This is a genomic window from Vibrio sp. IB15 (assembly GCF_016406055.1).
GTDB lineage: Bacteria > Pseudomonadota > Gammaproteobacteria > Enterobacterales > Vibrionaceae > Vibrio > Vibrio chagasii.
In genome coordinates this window covers 27,405-47,569 of record NZ_JAEFCE010000017.1, presented here as the reverse complement: position 1 = coordinate 47,569, position 20,165 = coordinate 27,405, and the positions used below count along the sequence as shown (strand labels likewise).

Annotated in this window: 17 protein-coding genes and 1 riboswitch; of the genes, 9 read left to right on the top strand and 8 right to left on the bottom strand. The window is 45.6% G+C overall.

Translation table 11 applies throughout. From position 1 onward, the window contains the following. Positions 1 to 135 precede the first annotated feature (135 nt). The 3 genes from tamA (at position 136) to JC606_RS08620 (ending at position 6,034) form a co-directional block, all read left to right on the top strand. On the top strand, positions 136 to 1,848 hold the full coding sequence (gene tamA / locus JC606_RS08630) for an autotransporter assembly complex protein TamA (protein ID WP_102423882.1): 1,713 nt from the start codon (positions 136 to 138) through the stop codon (positions 1,846 to 1,848). Continuing rightward, positions 1,845 to 5,603, top strand: a complete 3,759-nt coding sequence (gene tamB / locus JC606_RS08625) for an autotransporter assembly complex protein TamB (RefSeq protein WP_137407602.1) — start codon at positions 1,845 to 1,847, stop codon at positions 5,601 to 5,603. Before tamA ends, tamB begins: the two co-directional genes overlap by 4 nt. A gap of 74 nt (positions 5,604 to 5,677) precedes the next feature. Beyond that, positions 5,678 to 6,034, top strand: coding sequence for a gamma-glutamylcyclotransferase family protein (locus tag JC606_RS08620; protein WP_102423890.1), 357 nt, complete (start codon positions 5,678 to 5,680; stop codon positions 6,032 to 6,034). Positions 6,035 to 6,122: 88 nt separating this feature from the next. On the opposite strand, the gene fbp is transcribed toward JC606_RS08620, so the two are convergent. Then, a complete protein-coding gene (gene fbp / locus JC606_RS08615) occupies positions 6,123 to 7,133 on the bottom strand; it encodes a class 1 fructose-bisphosphatase (protein ID WP_008220458.1) in 1,011 nt (336 codons plus the stop codon). Between the two features lie 271 nt (positions 7,134 to 7,404). On the opposite strand from fbp, the gene mpl reads away from it, so the two are divergent. From mpl to thiQ, 5 genes are all read left to right on the top strand, one after another. After that, the gene (mpl, locus tag JC606_RS08610; RefSeq protein WP_137407603.1) at positions 7,405 to 8,763 is read left to right on the top strand and encodes a UDP-N-acetylmuramate:L-alanyl-gamma-D-glutamyl-meso-diaminopimelate ligase; all 1,359 of its coding nucleotides are present in this window, start codon (positions 7,405 to 7,407) and stop codon (positions 8,761 to 8,763) included. 37 nt (positions 8,764 to 8,800) lie between these two features. Continuing rightward, the gene (locus tag JC606_RS08605) at positions 8,801 to 9,424 is read left to right on the top strand and encodes a flavin prenyltransferase UbiX (protein ID WP_004738720.1); all 624 of its coding nucleotides are present in this window, start codon (positions 8,801 to 8,803) and stop codon (positions 9,422 to 9,424) included. Between the two features lie 43 nt (positions 9,425 to 9,467). Next, positions 9,468 to 9,587, top strand: a riboswitch (TPP riboswitch). 53 nt (positions 9,588 to 9,640) lie between these two features. Continuing rightward, complete coding sequence (thiB, locus tag JC606_RS08600; protein ID WP_198778436.1) at positions 9,641 to 10,633, top strand: thiamine ABC transporter substrate binding subunit; 993 nt, start codon at positions 9,641 to 9,643, stop codon at positions 10,631 to 10,633. Between the two features lie 82 nt (positions 10,634 to 10,715). Further along, complete coding sequence (thiP, locus tag JC606_RS08595) at positions 10,716 to 12,311, top strand: thiamine/thiamine pyrophosphate ABC transporter permease ThiP (RefSeq protein ID WP_198778435.1); 1,596 nt, start codon at positions 10,716 to 10,718, stop codon at positions 12,309 to 12,311. 10 nt (positions 12,312 to 12,321) lie between these two features. Then, positions 12,322 to 13,026: a thiamine ABC transporter ATP-binding protein gene (gene thiQ, locus JC606_RS08590; protein ID WP_198778434.1), complete on the top strand. Its 705-nt coding sequence runs from the start codon at positions 12,322 to 12,324 to the stop codon at positions 13,024 to 13,026. A gap of 79 nt (positions 13,027 to 13,105) precedes the next feature. Here thiQ and yjgA read toward each other — a convergent pair whose 3' ends face one another. Further along, entirely contained in the window at positions 13,106 to 13,630 is a 525-nt protein-coding gene (yjgA, locus tag JC606_RS08585) for a ribosome biogenesis factor YjgA (RefSeq protein WP_102423887.1), read from the bottom strand. 118 nt (positions 13,631 to 13,748) lie between these two features. Here yjgA and pmbA point away from each other — a divergent pair, with 118 nt between their 5' ends. After that, positions 13,749 to 15,092, top strand: a complete 1,344-nt coding sequence (gene pmbA / locus JC606_RS08580; protein WP_105057617.1) for a metalloprotease PmbA — start codon at positions 13,749 to 13,751, stop codon at positions 15,090 to 15,092. Positions 15,093 to 15,187: 95 nt separating this feature from the next. On the opposite strand, the gene mgtE is transcribed toward pmbA, so the two are convergent. From mgtE to JC606_RS08550, 6 genes are all read right to left on the bottom strand, one after another. Beyond that, positions 15,188 to 16,543, bottom strand: coding sequence for a magnesium transporter (gene mgtE / locus JC606_RS08575; RefSeq protein ID WP_004738711.1), 1,356 nt, complete (start codon positions 16,541 to 16,543; stop codon positions 15,188 to 15,190). Between the two features lie 148 nt (positions 16,544 to 16,691). Further along, positions 16,692 to 16,967, bottom strand: a complete 276-nt coding sequence (locus JC606_RS08570; RefSeq protein WP_137407606.1) for an HPr family phosphocarrier protein — start codon at positions 16,965 to 16,967, stop codon at positions 16,692 to 16,694. 2 nt (positions 16,968 to 16,969) lie between these two features. Next, positions 16,970 to 17,839, bottom strand: a complete 870-nt coding sequence (rapZ, locus tag JC606_RS08565; RefSeq protein WP_137407607.1) for an RNase adapter RapZ — start codon at positions 17,837 to 17,839, stop codon at positions 16,970 to 16,972. A gap of 1 nt (position 17,840) precedes the next feature. Beyond that, a complete protein-coding gene (ptsN, locus tag JC606_RS08560; protein WP_004738707.1) occupies positions 17,841 to 18,302 on the bottom strand; it encodes a PTS IIA-like nitrogen regulatory protein PtsN in 462 nt (153 codons plus the stop codon). A 1-nt stretch (position 18,303) separates the two neighbouring features. After that, complete coding sequence (hpf, locus tag JC606_RS08555) at positions 18,304 to 18,591, bottom strand: ribosome hibernation promoting factor (protein WP_004738706.1); 288 nt, start codon at positions 18,589 to 18,591, stop codon at positions 18,304 to 18,306. Positions 18,592 to 18,652: 61 nt separating this feature from the next. Then, positions 18,653 to 20,113, bottom strand: coding sequence for an RNA polymerase factor sigma-54 (locus tag JC606_RS08550; RefSeq protein ID WP_105025877.1), 1,461 nt, complete (start codon positions 20,111 to 20,113; stop codon positions 18,653 to 18,655). Between the last annotated feature and the right edge of the window lie 52 nt (positions 20,114 to 20,165).

Here is a 20,165-nt window from a genome sequence, read left to right as displayed (position 1 = left end):
AACGCTTGGTTCATATTAAATAAGTCTTTAAATTAGACCGTGTTATTGCAGGATTACTTACAGACTCAATGCCTTTTTAGCGGTATTATTTCTTTTTGATTATTAACGTATTGATAACTTCTTCACCAATTAAGCATGATAAGAAAAACTTTACCAGTTCTGATTGGCACTCTATTGTCATCGACGCTCGCTTTTGCTGACGTTTCCCTTGAAATTAAAGGGCTTGATGGAGCGCTTGAAGATAATGTAGATGCTTATCTAAGTGCTGTGCCTGAAGAAGAGTATGCGGTATCACTAAGATTCCAGTCTCGTTTGGAGTCTATGATTAAAGAAGCCCTCAATGCGTTAGGTTATTACCAACCCACCATTACTTTTTCCCACTCTGAAGATGAAACTGAGCTCACGGTGACGGTTGAGCAGGGAGAGCCTGTTCGTATCTATGAATCAGACATCGTACTGAGCGGTGAAGCCAAAGATGATCCAGACTTTTTAGCCTTAATTGCCAAGAGTAAGCTCTCTAAAGGCACTATTTTAAATCATGGTAATTACGACTCTTTGAAGTCTTCGATTCGTAATCTCGGTCTGGCTAAAGGTTACTTTGATGGCACATATGAAGTCAGTAAGCTAGAGGTTGCGCCTGAATTGAACCGTGCTTATGTTCGCCTTCATTACAACAGTGGTATTCGCTACCACTTTGGCAAAACCACAGTGACTGGAAGTCAAATCGAGGACGATAAGGTTCAATCTCTCAAGACCTTTGAAGATGGTGAGCCTTATTCGATTACTAAAGTGGGTGAGTACAACCAGAACTTGTCCAATACGGATTGGTTTTCTTCGGTTTTTGTTGCGCCTGATTTAAGCCAATTAGGTGAAGGTAGAGAAATTCCGATGAAGGTTAGCCTTGCTCCGCAAGCGCGTAACCAGATTGAAACGGGTATTGGTGTCTCTACCGACCTTGGTGTGAAAGGTACGCTCAAATGGAAGAAACCTTGGGTTAACGAACTTGGTCATAGTTTTAATAGTAGTTTGTCGATATCCAAACCTGAACAGACGATTACTGCGACTTATAAAATTCCACTAGATGATGTGCTCAACGACTATTACCAAGTTAAGTACGGGATGAAGAACCTCGATAATCGTGATACCAAGAGTTTGGAGTCGAACTTAGCGCTAGAGAGGTATTGGCGTCTTGATAACGGCTGGCAACGTACTGTCTTCATTCGATACTTGGTTGAAAACTATGAGCAAGGTTTACAAGACGATTTGGCGCAATTCGTCTTGCCGGGTATTTCGTTTTCACGAACTCGAACACGTGGTGGTTCGATGCCGATGTGGGGTGATAAACAAACCATCATGGTTGAAGCGGGTGATGACACCTTATTGTCGGAAACCAAGGTGGTACGTTTTCAAGGACGAACGGCTTGGATCAGAAGTATCGGGAACAATCACCGCGGTCTAACCCGCCTGCAGTTTGGTGGTAACTTTGCTGATGAATTTGAGAAACTGTCTCCCTCACTAAGATTCTTCGCCGGTGGTGACAACAGTATCCGTGGTTATGGCTACGAATCGATCTCTCCTCGTGATGAAAGTAACGCATTAACGGGTGCTAAGTTTATCGCAACCAGCTCGTTTGAATATCAATACCGTTTAGTTGGAAACTGGTGGGGAGCAGCCTTTTACGATATAGGTGATGCGTTCAACGATAAACCAGAGTGGAAACGTGGTACAGGTGTTGGTGTTCGTTGGGCGTCGCCTGTTGGGCCTGTCAGCCTTGACTTTGCATGGGGGCTAGATGCAGAGAAAGGTGACGAGTTCCAATTGCACTTTAGTTTAGGACCAGAGTTATGATCAAAGTGATGGGCAAATGCATAAAATGGACGTCGATTTCACTGACGTCCATTTTGCTGTTGTTAATAGCCCTGTTAGGTTTTGTATTGTTTACAAACCCTGGCTTAAACACTGTGTTGTGGGGCGCTGAAAAAGCTCTGCCACAACTTAAAGTGGGGAGCACAAAAGGTGCTCTGTTCCCGCACTTCACACTTAATAATGTTCAATTCAAAGATGATAGCCTCCATATCGATACCAAAGTGGAAAAACTGGTATTGGCTATTAATCCTCGTTGTTTGCTCGATCCTAAGTTGTGTGTTGATCGCATTGCAATTCAGGGGCTAGATTTTGCTTTTACGGAGCTTCCTCCTGCCTCTACAGAAGAGACTGAGCCAACGCCACCTCTTAAGTCGGTAAAAACGCCACTTCCAATCACCATCAATCGCATCGCTTTATCTGATATTAAGCTGAACATCTTGGGTAATGAGATTGAATGGAGCTTGTTCTCAACAGCTTTGAATATGCAAGGTGAAAGGCTGACAGTATCGCCAACCTTGTTCAATGACCTAAAAGTTAAACTTGCTGAATCAACTGAAGAGCAAAAAACAGAAGTCGTTGAGCCTGAACCTGCCGTTAAAACCGCGATAGAGCTGCCTGAGGTTTGGATTCCATTACAGGTTGTACTAGAGCGCTTTGATCTCAATCGTTTCACTTTAGAGCAAGAGACGCCCATCGTTGTTAATCACCTTGGGCTTGAAGTGCGAGCTGGAAAAAATACTGTTGATGTATCCACTCTTGAACTCGACATGCCACAGGCGAGCGCGAACCTTTCTACTAAGGTTGAGCTGAAAGATGGCTACCCATTAGAGCTTTCATTGGACGCTAAGGTGAAGGAAACCGACCTTGCTGGTCAGAAGTTATCACTGAAAGCACAAGGCAGTGTGGCCAAACTACAGCTCGACTCGCAGTTTTCTGACTTGATAGAAGCCAAACTCTCTGGAGAACTTCAACCTTTAGAGCCAACATTGCCATTTGATTTACTGCTAGAAGATGGGCAAGCGCAATGGCCTCTAACTGGTAAAAGCGATTATCAAGCCGAAATTGAACGCTTTAAAGCCGATGGTTCATTAGATGGCTTTAATGTTCAGCTTAAAGGTGAGGCGGACGGTAAGGAGATTCCAGCCCTAGCCATCGACTTACAGGGTAAAGGTACCACTGAACAAATAGAGCTTGAGCGACTGAAATTGAACACCTTGGGCGGTGAGCTCAACGGTACGGTCAAAGCTAACTGGGCAAAGCTTGTTAACTGGCAAGCGGATGTATCCCTAAAAGACATTCAACCTGGTCTACAGTGGCCTGAAGCGGAAGGTAAAATCAGCGGTAGCTTAGTGACCTCGGGTGAATTGACTGAGGCTGGCGGCTGGGCGATTGAGTTACCTAAGCTTGATATCGAGGGTATCTTGCGTGATTACCCTCTGGATATTGAAGGTCAGTTGTCGGCGTCCGATCGAAGTGCAAGTGGTGAGCCTAAACTGAAAACCAGTGGCTTGAGTTTGGCGCACGGTGTGAACTCGATTAAGGCTCAGGGGCAGCTTGATAAACAGTGGGATATGGGTGTTGATATTTATTTCCCTGAGCTGGTGAAAAGTGTTCCTGATTTGAAAGGACAAGTGATTGGTAACATCCAACTTAGCGGTCCAACTCAAGAGCCTAAGGTCGACCTGACACTGAATGTAAATAAGGTGGACTGGAATAACGAGGCAACGCTTGAGTCATTATCACTTAATGGTTCTGTGGTCCCACTTCCGTTACCCGAAGCGCAAGCTGACCTTGCTTTAAAGGCTAAAAATTTAACTTATCAAGAACAAAACGTAGAAAGCATCGACTTGACGGTAAGTGGCGGTGAGAAAAAGCACACTGTGACTCTAGATGTGATATCTGACATTGTCTCTACAAGCCTAGCAATTTCTGGCGAGTTGATTCAGAAGCCTTCTCTCATTTGGGATGGCTCGTTAGACCGAGTAAAAATCACGACTCAACAAGGCCCTTGGGTGCTTGATAAACCTGTCTCTATTAAGGCGGATGTCGACAAGCAGTTTGCTGATGTTCAAGCGCACTGTTGGAAGCAAGCTGGTTCGAGTGTGTGTCTGGACGAAGACATCCGTGCTGGGAAGTCGGGTGAGGCTAAGATTGCAATCAATCAGTTCGACTTCGATCAGATTAAAGCCTTTGTTCCAAAAGAGACTGAGCTACAAGGCTTAGTAAATGTTAAAGCTCATGCTAAGTGGTCGGAACAAGGCCAGCCAGAGGTAACAGTAAACCTTGATATGCCAAAAGGTCAGGCTGTACAGCAAGTGGGTGAACCAATCACAATCGGTTGGGAGAGCGTTGCCCTAAACGCTCAACTGAAAGACAACAAGCTAGATGCAGACTTCAAACTGGATGTTTCCGATAACGGTGACCTGTCTGGTACCGTGTCGCTGTCTGATGTTCTTGCACAAGATAAAATGGTCGATGCTGCGATTAAGTTGACGACCTTCCATTTGGATTTCTTACAGCCAATTTTAGGTGAATACAGCTTGTTGAAAGCCGACCTTGCGAGTGACCTGCAGGTGAAAGGTTCTTTGATGCACCCTCAAGTTTTTGGTCAATTCTCTGTGGATGGAATTCAAGTCAAAGGTGATGTAACTCCTATTGATGTGAAGGATGGCCGCATTGCTCTCGACTTTAATGGTTATAGCGCTAAGCTTGACGCTAACGTGGAAACACCAGATGGTCAGTTGGATATCGAAGGCTCTGGTGAGTGGCAAGATCTCCAAGCATGGCATTCGAATGTTAGGGTGTTTGCTGATGAGTTGATGGTGGTTGTTCCACCTATGGTCAAGGTTAAGGTCGTCCCTGATATGACCATAGACGTTACGCCTGAGCTTGCAAAAATTACTGGTGACATTGCATTACCGTGGGGCCGCATTGTCGTTGAAGACTTGCCACCGTCTGCAGTTGGTGTTTCTTCTGATCAGGTCATTTTGAATAAAGACCTGCAACCTGAAGGCGAATCGACCATTCCATTTAATGTGATGACCAATATTAATATCTCAATCGGTGATGACTTCAAATTGTCTGCTTTCGGCCTTGAAGGTGAATTGGTCGGTAAACTGAATGTGGCTCAAAAAGACCAAGGCCCGTTTGTGACGGGCGAGGTCAACATCGTTAACGGTACCTACCAATCGTTTGGACAAGACCTGCTTATCGAAGAGGGAAAAATCTTAATGAATGGGCCACCGGATCAGCCATACGTTGCGATCAATGCGATTCGTAATCCTGACAATACTCAAGATGATGTGACAGCTGGTATTCGAGTGACAGGCCCTGCGACAGAACCAGCTATTGAGATTTATTCTGATCCTGCGATGCCGCAAGCAAATGCTCTTTCATACATCTTGCGTGGTCAAGATATTGATGGCGAGTCGAATGGCTCAATGACAACGACCTTAATTGGCTTGAGCTTAGCGAAGAGCGGTAAGGTCGTTGGTGAGATTGGTGAGGCCTTTGGTGTACAAGATTTGCAACTGGATACCGCAGGCTCTGGCGACGACTCACAAGTCACGGTAAGTGGTTACATCCTGCCTGGTTTACAGGTTAAGTATGGCGTTGGTATCTTCAATTCGCTTGGTGAGTTTACCGTTCGTTATCGATTGATGCAGGATCTCTACGTTGAAGCCGTTTCGGGTCTCGACAGCGCGGTCGACCTTCTCTATCAATTTGAGTTCGAGTAGAGCTGTTTGAGTTCGATCGGCAATGTTTTAGCCATTCATTTAACGCGCTTGCGTGAATGGCTTGTGGGGGATTTATGAAGCATCTTGTTTTTGTTTATGGAACCTTGAGACAGGGTCAATCGAATCATCATTATTTGAAGGGCTGTGATTTACTTGGGCGATTTGATACTCCTGAGGAATACGCTCTTTTTGACCTAGATGCCTATCCCGCGATGATTTTTGGAAAGAAAAGTGTCGCTGGGGAGGTCTATATGATTAACGACGAAGTTTTGGCGTCGCTCGATCGGCTAGAAGATGTGCCTGTCGAGTATCGTCGCGAGCAAATAGAGACTATATTTGGGTTAGCATGGGTATATTTGTATCAGCTTGATCTAACAGCTAATAAAGAAATACTTTCGGGTGACTGGTGTCAGCGGAACAATGATTCCTAACTAGTTAATCACCTTACGAGACAACAAAAAGCCAGCACTGAGGTGCTGGCTTTTTTAATGGCGTTAGTTTGAGAATGAAATGAGAGGGTTACTCAGGGTTCAGCTCAAGAAACTCTTCTACTTTACGTACCATTTTTGTTGAACCAACGAAGAAAGGCACACGTTGGTGTAGCTCTGTTGGTTTGATATCCATAATACGTTGTGCACCGTCTGATGCTATACCGCCAGCTTGCTCCATAAGGAAAGCAATAGGGTTGCATTCATAAAGCAAACGCAATTTACCTTGAGGGTGGCTCTCTGTACTTGGGTACAAGTAGATGCCGCCTTTTAGCAAGTTACGGTGGAAATCAGACACAAGAGAACCAATGTAACGTGACGTGTAAGGGCGGTTATCGCTTGGCTCGCTTTCCTGACAGTATTTGATGTACTTCTTAACTCCGGTTGGGAAGCGGATGTAGTTACCTTCGTTGATCGAGTAGATCTTACCTTCGTCTGGAATCATCATGTTTTCATGAGATAGACAGAAAGTACCCAGAGATGGATCGTAGGTGAAACCATTTACGCCAGCACCCGTTGTGTAAACCAGCATGGTTGAAGAACCGTAAATTACGTAACCGGCAGCTACCTGTTTGTGGCCTGGTTGCAGGAAGTCTTCTTGAGTCGGTGGTGTTCCGATTGGAGAGACACGGCGGTAGATAGAGAAAATCGTACCAACCGATACATTTACATCGATATTTGATGAACCATCAAGCGGGTCCATCAACACGACGTATTTTGCGTTTTTGTTGAGCTCTTTATTGAAGGCAACCGCTTCGTCTTCTTCTTCACTTGCTACACCACAAACTTGGTCACGAGCTTCTAGAGCCGCTTTAAATTTGTCGTTCGCATAAAGGTCTAGCTTCTGCTGCTCTTCACCTTGAACGTTGTCTGTACCAACAGCGCCAGTAATGTCGACAAGACCTGCTTTGTTGATTTCACGGTTAACAATTTTTGCAGCAAGACGAATTGATGACAAAAGGGATGATAGATCACCACTTGCATGGGGAAAGTCACTCTGTTTCTCAACAATGAACTCACCAAGGGTGCGCATCTCAGACATGTTATTTCCTTAAACTTCTCTGAATATTAGGGGGGATTTGAGCACCATAGAATTTGCCTCTTAAGTGGGCTTTATTCATCTAGACGCTTACCTAAATTCTAAGGCTTAGATCTTTTTAATGGTAATGAACTAAGCGACACAGATCTCACTTACTATGTCGACTCAATTTGTTTTGCATTGCTGCTCGCTTTTAAGCGTCATTTAATGATAATGAGTACAAGCCGTTTTAATTAGGCACTGTTTATTTAGCCAAGCGTTTTGGAAGCAATTTATGCATATTCATATCTTAGGAATTTGTGGCACCTTCATGGGTGGTGCTGCGGTATTGGCTCGTCAATTAGGTCACAAGGTTACGGGTAGTGACGCGAATGTTTACCCACCAATGAGCACCTTGTTGGAGTCGCAAGGGATTGAAATTATTGAAGGGTTCGACCCAAGCCAACTAGAGCCTAGGCCTGACCTGGTGGTTATCGGTAATGCGATGAGCCGTGGTAACCCATGTGTTGAGTATGTTTTGGATAACAACCTTAGATACACCTCTGGTCCACAATGGCTGCAAGAGTTCTTACTGCATGACCGCTGGGTTCTTGCGGTGTCCGGTACTCACGGTAAAACTACAACTTCCAGTATGTTGGCTTGGATCTTAGAAGACTGCGGTTATGCGCCAGGCTTTTTAGTTGGTGGGGTATTGGGTAACTTTGGTATCTCTGCTCGCTTAGGTGACAGCATGTTCTTCGTGGTAGAAGCCGACGAATACGACAGTGCTTTTTTCGACAAACGCTCTAAGTTCGTTCATTACCATCCAAGAACCTTGGTAATGAATAACCTTGAGTTCGATCATGCCGACATCTTTGACGATCTTGAAGCGATCAAACGCCAATTCCATCATTTAGTGCGAACTGTGCCAGGCAATGGTCGTATTTTCTCACCCAAGCAAGACACCGCGATTCAAGATGTTTTATCACGTGGCTGCTGGAGTGAGACAGAATCGAGTGGCGAAGCTGGCGATTGGGATGCCAAAAAACGAGTTAAAGATGGCTCTCAATTTGAAGTTTACTTCCAAGGTGAGTGTGTTGGTACAGTAGTTTGGGACTTGGTTGGTGATCATAATGTCAACAATGCTCTTATGGCGATTGCTGCGGCAAGGCATGTGGGTGTGACACCAGATTTAGCGTGTGAATCGTTGGCGAAATTCATCAATACTAAACGTCGTCTAGAGTTTAAAGGCGAGGTAGCTGGTGTGTCTGTTTATGATGATTTTGCTCATCACCCAACGGCGATTGAACTTACGCTCGGCGGCTTACGTAATAAGGTCGACTCGAAAAAAATCATTGCCGTTTTAGAGCCTCGTTCCGCCACCATGAAACGTGGTGTGCATAAAGAAACCTTGGCTGATTCGCTTAAACAAGCGGATTCCACCTACTTATTCCAACCGGACAACATTGATTGGTCGGTGCAGGATGTCGCAGATGCTTGTCATCAGCCTGCACATGTTAGTGACGATATGGATGTATTTGTTGCTAAAATTGTTTCAGAGGCGCAAGCGGGCGACCAAATTCTGGTAATGAGTAATGGTGGCTTTGGTGGTATTCACCAGAAATTGTTGGACGCGTTAGCTCTTAAAGGTTAACCCAGTCCACGACTTTATAATTGAAGTAACTGAGAACATGACAAAACACGATAAAGCGATAACTCTTGCTTTTACTGGCGCATCTGGTGCGCCTTACGGACTGCGCTTGCTTGAATGCTTGTTGGCAGCAGACTATCAGGTCTATCTGTTGATCTCGTCGGCAGCGCGAGTGGTGTTGGCAACAGAGCATGAGCTCAAGTTACCTGCCGGACCGGATGCGGCAAAGCAAGCCTTGGTTAAGCACTTGGGCTGCGATCCAGAAAAGCTGGTGGTATGCGGCAAAGATGACTGGTTCTCTCCAGTTGCATCAGGTTCTGCAGCGCCGAAGCAGATGGTGGTCTGCCCATGTTCTGCGGGCAGTTTGGCATCGATTGCCCATGGGTTATCGGATAACCTGATTGAGCGCGCAGCAGATGTGGTGATGAAAGAGCGAGGCCAGCTGTTATTGGTGGTTCGTGAAACGCCATTCTCAACGCTACATCTAGAGAACATGCACAAGCTATCGACGATGGGTGTAACCATCATGCCAGCCGCTCCGGGGTTTTATCACCAACCTAAGTCAATAGAAGACTTGGTCGATTTTATGGTGGCGCGCATTCTGGACCATCTTGGTATTGACCAAGGTTTAGTGCCTAGATGGGGCTACGATCAACGTAATTGATCCAAACTTGATAGCTTATTGTTAAAAATCGAATTACAATTCTGAACACTCATCGGGGAGCAAACCATTCAAATAATGAATGCGAGCTGAGATCAAGCAGGTGCTTGGGACCCGTAAACCTGAACCAGATAATGCTGGCGTAGGAATTGAGTTAGGAACAACCTCCATCGTTCTCCTCCCTCAAACCTGTGCCGCTCAGACCATGGAGAGCGTCCAGTGAAATTCACATTAACTACCCTTGCTGTTACTACAGCTATCTCTTTTTCTGCCTTTTCTGCAGACGATACGTTAACCGTCTACACCTATGACTCTTTTGCTGCGGATTGGGGCCCTCGTCCTGCCGTCGAGAAAGCGTTTGAAGAAAAGTGTGGCTGTGATGTGAATTTTGTCGCGCTCGAAGATGGTGTCTCTATCTTGAACCGTTTACGCCTTGAAGGCGGCAACAGCAAAGCTGACATCGTTTTGGGCTTAGATAACAACCTCATGGCTGAAGCGAAAGCGACTGGCTTACTGGCTGAGCATAATGTTGATACATCATCAGTAACACTGCCAAATGGTTGGGACGACAATACATTTGTACCTTACGACTTTGGCTACTTCGCTTTTGTCTACAATACAGAGAAGCTAGCAAACCCACCGAAAAGTCTGAAAGAGTTGGTTGAGCAACGTGAAGACCTGAAGGTTATCTACCAAGATCCACGTACATCAACCCCAGGCCAAGGCATGATGCTTTGGATGAAATCGGTATACGGTGATGAAGCGACAGCGGCGTGGAAGAAGCTAGCTCAGAAAACGGTGACGGTAACTAAAGGCTGGTCTGAAGCTTACTCTATGTTCCTAGAGGGTGAATCTGATTTAGTATTGTCTTACACCACTTCTCCGGCTTACCACATCATTGCGGAGAACGATTCTAAGTACGCTGCCGCGAACTTTGAAGAGGGGCATTACACTCAAGTGGAAGTGGTAGCAAAGGTCAAAGGCAGCAAGAATGAAAAGCTTGCTGATGAGTTTATGGCGTTTATCCTAAGTGATGAATTCCAATCGGCGATGCCGACAGGCAACTGGATGTACCCAGTGACAGATGTTGAGCTACCTAAAGGTTTCGAACAACTGACGGTACCTCAGCAAGCGCTAAGCTTTAGCTCTGAAGAGATCGCCGAGAAGCGTAAGCCTTGGATTCGTGAATGGCAGAGTGCACTTACTTTTTAATTTACCTTTAAAAGAATGAACGACCTGTATTTAAAGCCATTCTTTATGTTTGGAATGGACTTTTTACGGTAAAAATCAATTTATGATAAAGAAAACGCCTAAGGTCGGTATTTGGGTCGCGATACTCATTACCGCCTTCGTGGTTTCAGCAGTAGGGGCATTGCTTAGCAATGCCCCTTCTCTTGATATCAGCCAAGTATGGTCCGATCCCTACTATTGGCATGTAACGAAGTTCAGTTTTTATCAAGCGACACTCTCAACGGTGCTGAGTGTTGGCTTTGCTATACCTATTGCACACGCCCTGTGTCGCAGACAGTTTTTTGGGCGAGTACTACTGTTAAGGCTCTTTGCGTCGACCTTAGTTCTGCCTGTGTTAGTCGGTGTATTCGGCTTGCTGGCGATTTACGGTAACAGTGGTTGGTTAGCTAAGTTCTTGGCGAACTTCGACATTGAGTTACCATTTTCGATTTATGGCCTGAATGGTATTTTGTTGGCACACGTCTTCTTCAATCTGCCTTATGCCTGTCGCTTACTTCTGCAAGCCTTAGATACCGTGCCCGCTGAGCAACACAAGTTGTGCGCGCATTTAGGCATGAGTCATTGGAACAAATTCAGATGGGTTGAGTGGCCTCGCTTAAGGCAACAGTTACCCCATGTATGTGGTTTAGTTTTCATGCTGTGCTTTACCAGCTTTGCAACTGTGATGGCGCTAGGCGGTGGACCTAAATCAACCACTATCGAGCTTGCTATTTATCAGGCGATTAAATTCGACTTTGATCTGCAAGCGGGGGCTTTACTAGCGATATGGCAAATGCTGTTGTGCGGCGTGTTAGCGGTGAGTATTCAGCGCCTATCTAAGCCTATCTCAGTGACCGCGAGTCAGCTGTCGGAAGAGAAGTATTTGGTTAAGGACAGCTGGTGGTCAAAAGCTTGGGATAGCTTTTGGATCATCATGGTATCAATACTCGTATTACCGCCACTGTTGATGGTGCTTGTTAGTGGTATTAACGCTCAAGCCTTGACAGTACTGGTCAGTGAGTCGTTTTGGGCGGCGTTGATGACGTCGGTAAGAGTCGCTTTATTGGCGAGTGTTATTGCTGTTGGCATAGGTATCGCGATATTACTCACGAGCCGTGCATGGCGCTTGCAAAACAAGACGATCAGAGCTGATAAGATCGAGTTGATTGGCACTATTATCTTGGTGACGCCGGGATTAGTGATCAGCACAGGTATCTTCTTATTGTTACGTTCATTTACCGATGTGTTCAGCTTGGCTTTCTTTATTGTGATTGCCGTAAATAGCCTAATGGCACTGCCTTATGTGATTAAGACACTTGCCCAACCTATGTTGCATCTGTCTCAGCAATATCAATATGTGTGTGCCAGTTTAGGTATGACCGGCTTTACTCGCTTTAGGTTAGTGGAGTGGCGTGCACTGCGCAAACCGATGGCGCAGGCTTTCTCTATCAGCTTTATGTTGGCGATGGGCGATCTAAGCGCGATTGCCTTGTTTGGTAGCCAAGATTTTAGAACTCTTCCTTTGTATCTATTCCAATTATTAGGTAGCTATCAAATGGAAGCAGCGGCAGTGGTGTCAGTGAGTCTACTGTTGTTGAGTGTTGGCAGCTTTAGCCTGATTGAATTTTTGTTTACTCGAAGCTCAAAGCTAAAGAGTTAAGGAACCGATGATGTTAGTGATGAAAGATGTGGATTACCACTATCACCAAGAGTTGTTTAGTTTTGATTTCCAAGCAGAGCAGGGCGATATTGTTGCTCTGATGGGGCCAAGTGGTGCGGGTAAATCAACGCTACTCGCATTGGTTGCTGGGTTTATTGAGCCAACATCGGGTGAGATTTCAGTGGCCGGCCAGTCGCTTATTGGCAAAGAAGCACATCAGCGACCTTTGGCAATGCTGTTTCAAGAACACAACCTATTTGCTCATCTCACGGTACGTGAAAATATTGGTTTAGGTTTGCATCCTGGGTTAAAGCTTACCGCAACCCAAAAGCAATCTGTGGAACAAGCCGCAGCGCAAGTTGGTGTTGCTGAGTATTTGGATAGATTGCCTGAGCACTTATCAGGCGGTCAACGCCAACGTGTCGCCTTAGCGCGTTGTTTTGTTCAGCCTCATGATATTTGGCTGCTTGATGAACCTTTCTCTGCGCTTGATCCTTTGCTGCGAGAAGAGATGCTTAGCTTAGTGAAGCGATTAGCGGCAGAGCGAAATATTACGGTTTTGATGGTGACGCACCATTTAGGTGATGCGCGTAGCATTGCGAATAAATTTGTGTTCGTTACTTTGGGGAAGGTATTGGTTGAGGACTCAATTGAGGTACTCACTGTCGACCACCCTCAGCCAGAGCTGAGCTCGTTTGTTAGAGCTGGCGAGTAGTACTTAATTACCGGCAGAATCAAAAAAAGACCTAGCACGTGCTAGGTCTTTTTTTGGTAACTGATAAAGCGATGACGGATTAGTCTTCTTGTTTTAGCTCTTTCAGAATTTGGAAGATCTCACGGAAAGCCTTTGCTGGCTTGTTTGCTTTCTTCTCTTTGTTAGCTTGACGCGCCAATTGGCGAAGACGTTGACGGTCTGCTTCAGGATACATTTCCATGACTTCTGAAATAGCAGCATCACCTTCTTCAACGATACGGTCACGCAGTTGCTCAAGCTTGTGTAGCTCAGCTGTTGCTTGTGAGTGCTTGTTACGTACCTTGTCCAAAGCCGCTTGAATCGGCTCTGGGTCGATGTTACGCATGATCTTACCAATGTATTGAAGCTGGCGACGTTTTGCTTCGTTCTTAAAGCGTTGTGCGTCTTTAATCGCGAGTGCCAAATCTTCAGACAGAGGGAATTTCTCTAATACTGATGGCTTTAGGGTAACAAGTTCTTCCCCTAGTTTCTGTAGGGCTTCCATGTCCGTTTTCATTTCGGTTTTACTTACCCAGATGATTTCTTCTTCTGGTTCCCATGGAGCTTTTTGGTTTTTGCGAGCCATCTTTTCTGCCTATGTCACTATCTCAAACGAATATATTGCCTATTTTAGCAAGAATCTTGGGGAGAAAGCGAAATTCTTGTTATCCTACGTAATATTGACCTACAAAATTAGAATAGATATGGATGTAAAACAGCAAGTCGCCCAGCAAAGAGTTGATCTAGAAGCCGCAGTTGCAAAAGCGTTGGACATGGCCTCTGTGAGTGCCGACGCCGCTGAGGTCGCTATTACTAAGTCAACGGGTTTGAGTGTTTCAACACGCATGTGTGAAGTGGAAAACGTTGAATTTAATAGTGATGGTGCGCTAGGCATTACTGTTTATCGCGGCCAGAAAAAAGGCAGTGCATCTACATCTGATCTGAGTGAAAAAGCGATTGCTCAAACAGTCGCAGCTGCACTCGATATCGCTCAGTACACCTCAGAAGATCCGTTCGCTGGCCCTGCAGCAAAAGAATACATGGTGAAAGAGATTCCAGACTTGGACCTTTTTCACCCTGATGAACCAAACCCAGACTATGCCGCTGAGATTGCGATTGCTGCTGAGAAGCAAGCATTAGCTTATAGCGACAAGATCAAACAAAGTGATGGCGCGAGTTACGACAGCCACTACGGTGTTAAGGTCTATGGTAACAGCCACGGTTTGCTAGCAAGTTATGCATCTAGCCGTCATAGTACGAGCTGTTGCGTGATTGGTCAGGGTGCTAATGGTGAAATGGAACGTGACTACAGCTATACCGTTGCACGTCACCGTGATGAGCTATGGACGCCTGAGCGCGTAGGTCAAGAAGCAGCAGAAAAGACCATTAGCCGCTTAGATGCGAAAAAGCTAGCAACAGGTCAATACCCGATCATGTTCGCTAATGATGTGGCAACTGGCCTTATTGGCCACCTAGTGATGGCGATCAGCGGTGGTAACCTGTATCGCAAAGCGTCTTTCCTATTGGATCATCTAGGTCAGAAAATCTTGCCAGATTGGTTCAACATCTCTGAGCGCCCACACATCTTACGTGGCTTGGCGTCGAGCCCATTTGATAGTGAAGGGGTATTTACTCAAGATCGTGAAATCATCACCGATGGTGTGCTCGCAACTTACCTCCTAACGAGTTACGCAGCACGTAAAATGGATATGACACCGACAGGTCATGCTGGTGGTATTCATAACTGGTTCGTTAAGTCGACAGGCCAAAACTTTGAGCAGATGCTTAAAGAGTTGGGTACTGGCTTCCTCGTAACTGAAGTGATGGGCCAAGGCGTAAATACTGTCACTGGCGATTATTCTCGTGGCGCTGCAGGTTTCTGGGTTGAGAATGGAGAAATCCAATACCCAGTATCGGAAGTGACGATCGCGGGTAACCTAAAAGACATGTTCAATCAGATCGTTGCAGTGGGTAACGACGTTGAAACACGCTCTCAAATTCAGACGGGGTCGATCCTGCTTGAGTCTATGAAAGTGGCAGGCGAGTAATTCACTTAACGCCAACTTGAAGAACTAAAAAAGGGAGCCGATGGCTCCCTTTTTGTATTCAGTGTTTCGCAGTTAAAGCGGTTTATGACGACAACTTAGATAAGTATGGTCGCTAAGCCTAAGAACACCGATAGGCCAATAACATCAGTTACTGTTGTGAGTGCCATACCACCGGCTAATGCTGGGTCGATATTCATCTTCTTCAGCATCACTGGAATGGTTACACCGGCGATACCAGCCACTATCAAGTTGGTCATCATTGCGGCTGAGATGATGCCTCCCAGTATCCAGTTGCCTTTCCAAGCTACCACAATACCACCAATGATAACGGCCCATAGAACGCCGTTGAGGAAGCCGATAGCTGCCTCTTTGAATAGTAGTTCGCGTTTGTTACTGTCACCGATGTGACCGAGTGCTAAACCACGAATCACTAGAGCAACGGTTTGGTTACCAGCAACACCACCCATCGACGGTACAATCGTCATCAGAACCGCAATCGCAGCCATTTGGTCGAGCGTTGCTTCAAACATGTTGGACACAGATGCGGCAGCAAGCGCTGCTAGAACGTTAGCACCAAGCCATACGCTACGACGACGAGCCGATTTTACGACCGGTGCGAAGGTATCTTCGTCATCGTCCATACCTGCCATACTCATCATTGAGTGTTCGGCATCTTCACGGATAACATCAACCACGTCATCGATGGTGATACGACCAACGAGATGTTGGTTGCTATCGACAACCGGTGCTGAAACCCAGTTACGACGCTCAAATAAGCTCGCGATATCCGACGCGCTGGTCTCTACTGAGATGGCTTCATCTGCATCGTCCATCACTTCTGAAACGGCGATATCAGGCTGAGTCGTAATCAGTGTCGTAAGTGACAAGTTACCAATAAGGCGCTCTTCTTCATCAATGACATACAGAGCATCGGTTGCATCAGGCAGTTCGCCACGCATACGTAAATAACGCAATACAACATCGACATCGACATCACCACGAATCGTGATTACGTCGGTATTCATGATCGCACCGGCAGAATCTTCTGGGTACGACAGGGCGGTTTCAACTAGTGCACGATCGGCGGAGTCCATTTGAGAAAGGACTTCGCGAGATACATCGTCGGGCAGGCTTCGAAGTACGTACGCGACGTCATCGGTCTCCATGCCTTCGGTTGCTTCGGCCAAGGTCTCTGGTGCCATTTTTGACACAAGAGCATCTTTGACGTCTTCGTTTAGTTCATCAAGAATTTCACCGTAGTCTTCTGGATCGGTGAGTTGCCAGAGTACGTCACGACTTTTGCGAGGGGAGGCTTCTAAAAGGTGTGCAATATCCTCAGGTTCCATGTCCTGAAGTTGTCGGCGTACGTGAACAAATCGGCCGTTTTCTAGGGCTTCGCTGACTTCTTGGAGGGTTTGGTGAGCTTGGTCGAATTCTAATTGCTCTGCCATATTTTCCTCCTATCTCATTATTCTTACAATGCTTGGAATAGTAACTTAATTCTAGGGCTTATTTAAATCATAAACTTAGGTAGAACTAAGATTTAATATAGGTTGGTTCACCGTTTGAGTTTGCGGCGTTACGAGTTAAGGGTCTTGGTTACTCACCCTCATCAAATTTATCTTCGATAAGGTGGCAAACGGCATCAAGTGCTTGTTGTGAATCAGCACCCGAAGCTTGAATCGTGATGTGTTGGCCTTGGGCTGACTCCAGCATCAATAGTCCCATTACGCTGTCTGCGGTGGCACTTTTATCTTCTTCACTATGAATTGTGATAGTGGCATCAAAGCTTTGTGCAAGCTCAACCAACTTTACGGCCGCTCTAGCGTGAAGACCCAAACGGTTTTGGATCAGTACAGTTCGAGTTAATTCCATGGTTAGCCCTGTTGGTGCTTTTCTAAAGAGGTATGTCTGATTTGAACTTGATGACCAAGTTGTTCGAAGTATTCGCCAATTTTCTGCGTTAGATACACCGAGCGGTGCTTACCACCAGTACAACCAATGGCTACCGTTAGGTAACTACGATTGTTTTTCTCTAACATTGGTAGCCACTGCTCAACAAAGCCTTGAATTTGTTGTTTGAGTTCAATCACTTCTTGATGCTGCTCTAGGAAGGAGTGAATCGGAGCATCAAGGCCTGTCATTGGTCGTAAGTCAGGTTCCCAGTGAGGGTTTGGTAAGAAGCGAACATCAAACACGTAGTCGGCATCGCTTGGCAGACCAAATTTAAAGCCGAAAGATTGAAAGACAATGATTAGTTCTTGCTTCTCTTTGCCTTCGACTTTAAAGCGCACTTTTTCACTCAACTCGTAGAGGTTACAGTCACTGCTATCAATCACAATGCTGGCTTGCTCTGCTAGAGGGCTGAGAAGTGTCTTTTCTAAATCAATAGCCTGCTCTAGAGAAAGTTTCTCTTGGCCAATTGATAAAGGGTGGATTCTGCGGGTTTCGCTGTAGCGCTTCAGGAGTGTCTGCTTGCTGGCATCGAGGAACAATACATCAACATCGATGTTTGTAGCTAACTCGAGTTGCTCGAGCGTGTCGGTGACTAACTGAGGCTCTTTCGGTAGGTTACGTATATCAATACTTACCGCAACGTTTTGGTTGCTTTCGCGTACCGATTCGACAAAGTTGTTGAGCAGGTTTACTGGTAGATTATCGACACAGTAATACCCCAAGTCTTCTAGGACTCGTAACGCAACACTTTTACCGGCCCCTGATTGGCCACTAACCACGATTAATCGCATGTTATTGCTCGCAAGTTGGCACTTGAATCATGATGTCGTAAAGCTCTTGATCGCTCTGAGCATTACGCAGCTGTTTAAGAGTCTGCTTGTCGTTTAGTCGTTCTGCCATACAAGAAAGGGTTTTTAGATGCTCTTTACACTGTTCACTTGGAACCAGTAGAGCAAATAGTAGGTCGACAGGACGGTTATCAATCGCATCAAATTCGATCGGATCTTGGCATTGCAGTAATACAGCAATCGCTTTATCACTGACATTCATACGAGCATGGGGAATGGCGATACCATTACCAATACCGGTACTGCCCATCTTCTCGCGGCTCAACATGCATTCGAATAGCTCTGTTGAATCTTGACCACAGCTCTCTGCTGCGATTTGACTGATGAGCTCAAGAGCTCTCTTTTTGCTTGTGCATTGGACTGCACTTTTGGTGCAGTCCAATGAAAGTACTTCGCTTAATTGCATGTTAGTGACTACTTAGCTTTTCTTTGTGCTTGTTGAGTTGGCGAACGAGTTTATCAACCAACGCATCAATCGCAGCATACATGCTTTCATCTGTTGCTGTTGCATGAATCTCGCCTTGGTTTACGTGAAGGGTCGCTTCTGCAATTTGATTGATTTTCTCAACTTTTAAAACAACCTGAACACTATTGATATGATCAAAGAAGCGTTCAAGCTTGTCGAATTTGGTGTGAACATAGTCTTGCATTGAATCGGTAAGATCAACGTGATGGCCTTGAATATTGATTTGCATAGACTTTCCTTTTCAGTTGGTGCCCGATAATAGCGATTGAGTTAAGAGTGACTCAATTTGCTTATAGTAGGCGTTTACGCTGACTCGATGGGGCAATGCCCAGAGACTCACGGTATTTCGCTATCGTACGTCTAGCTACCTGAATTCCTTGGTCAGCCAGTAAAGCAGCTATCTTGCTATCACTGAGAGGCTTAGCGGTATTTTCTGCCGCAACAAGCTTCTTAATGAGTGCTCGAATTGCTGTCGATGAACATTCACCGCCATTGTCAGTACTGACATGGCTCGAGAAAAAGTATTTCAGTTCGAAGATGCCACGAGGCGTATGCATGAACTTTTGAGTCGTCACACGAGAGATCGTGGACTCGTGCATATCAACGGCTAAAGCAACATCGTTGAGTACCATCGGCTTCATCGCTTCTTCGCCATGTTCGAAGAAATCGCGCTGATGTTCAACAATGCATCGCGCAACTTTGAGTAGCGTCTCATTTCGGCTTTCTAAGCTTTTGATTAACCACTTCGCCTCTTGCAAGTTCGAGCGAATGTATTGGTTATCGGCGCTGTTACCTTTACTACCTAAGTCTGCGTACTGCTGATTGACTTTCAGCTTTGGCACACTGTCAGGGTTAATGGTTACTAACCATTTGCCTAGGTCTTTAAATACCGATACATCTGGAACCACATATTCGGTTTCGTCTGGCGTAATCTTGCTGCCTGGTCGTGGGTCCAGTTGTTGAATGAGTTGCAGAACCTCACGTAGCTCTGCTTCTTTCAACTTAGTTTCTTTGATCACCAGTTTGTAATCACGGTTACCGAGTTGGTCGATATGGCTAGTAAGTACTAACTTAGCTTCTTCAAGCCAAGGTGTGTCTTGTGGGAAAGTCGCCAGTTGTAGCAGTAAGCAATCTTGAAGATTTAGTGAACCAACACCCAATGGGTCAAACTGTTGGATTCTTTTGCGCACAGCTTCGATTTCATCAAGCTCTACGTCTTCACTGTCGAAGTTTTCAAGGATGTCTTCACAAGATACGGTGAGATAGCCATAGTCATCGATGGCATCAATCAACGCGAATGCAATGCTTCGGTCTGTTTCTGTGAATGGTGTGAGGTCGAGTTGCCAAAGTAGGTAATCGTGCAGGCTTTGGGTGGTTTCACCTTGATATACAGGCATATCGTCATCAATTGCGATACCAGTGTTACCTGTATTTGCGCTGTAGACATCTTCCCAAGTTGTGTCGATCTCGAGTTCGTTACCAATCTCTGATTTTTCGATTAAGTCTGAGCTGTCAGGTAAGTCTTGCTCTGCGGCTTCAACTGTTTCTTTCTCGTCACTGCTAGGCTTTTCTTCCGATGATGGCGTTTCTTCATTGCCTTCTTCGACATCGAGTAGTGGGTTAGATTCAAGTGCTTCTTGGATCTCTTGTTGCAAATCTAAAGTAGACAACTGCAACAAACGAATCGCTTGCTGCAATTGAGGAGTCATTGCTAACTGTTGGCCTAGCTTAAGTTGTAATGAGGGTTTCATTCAGTGTTACTTACCTAGTTATTATTCTTAGAACTCTCGATACTCTCTATAT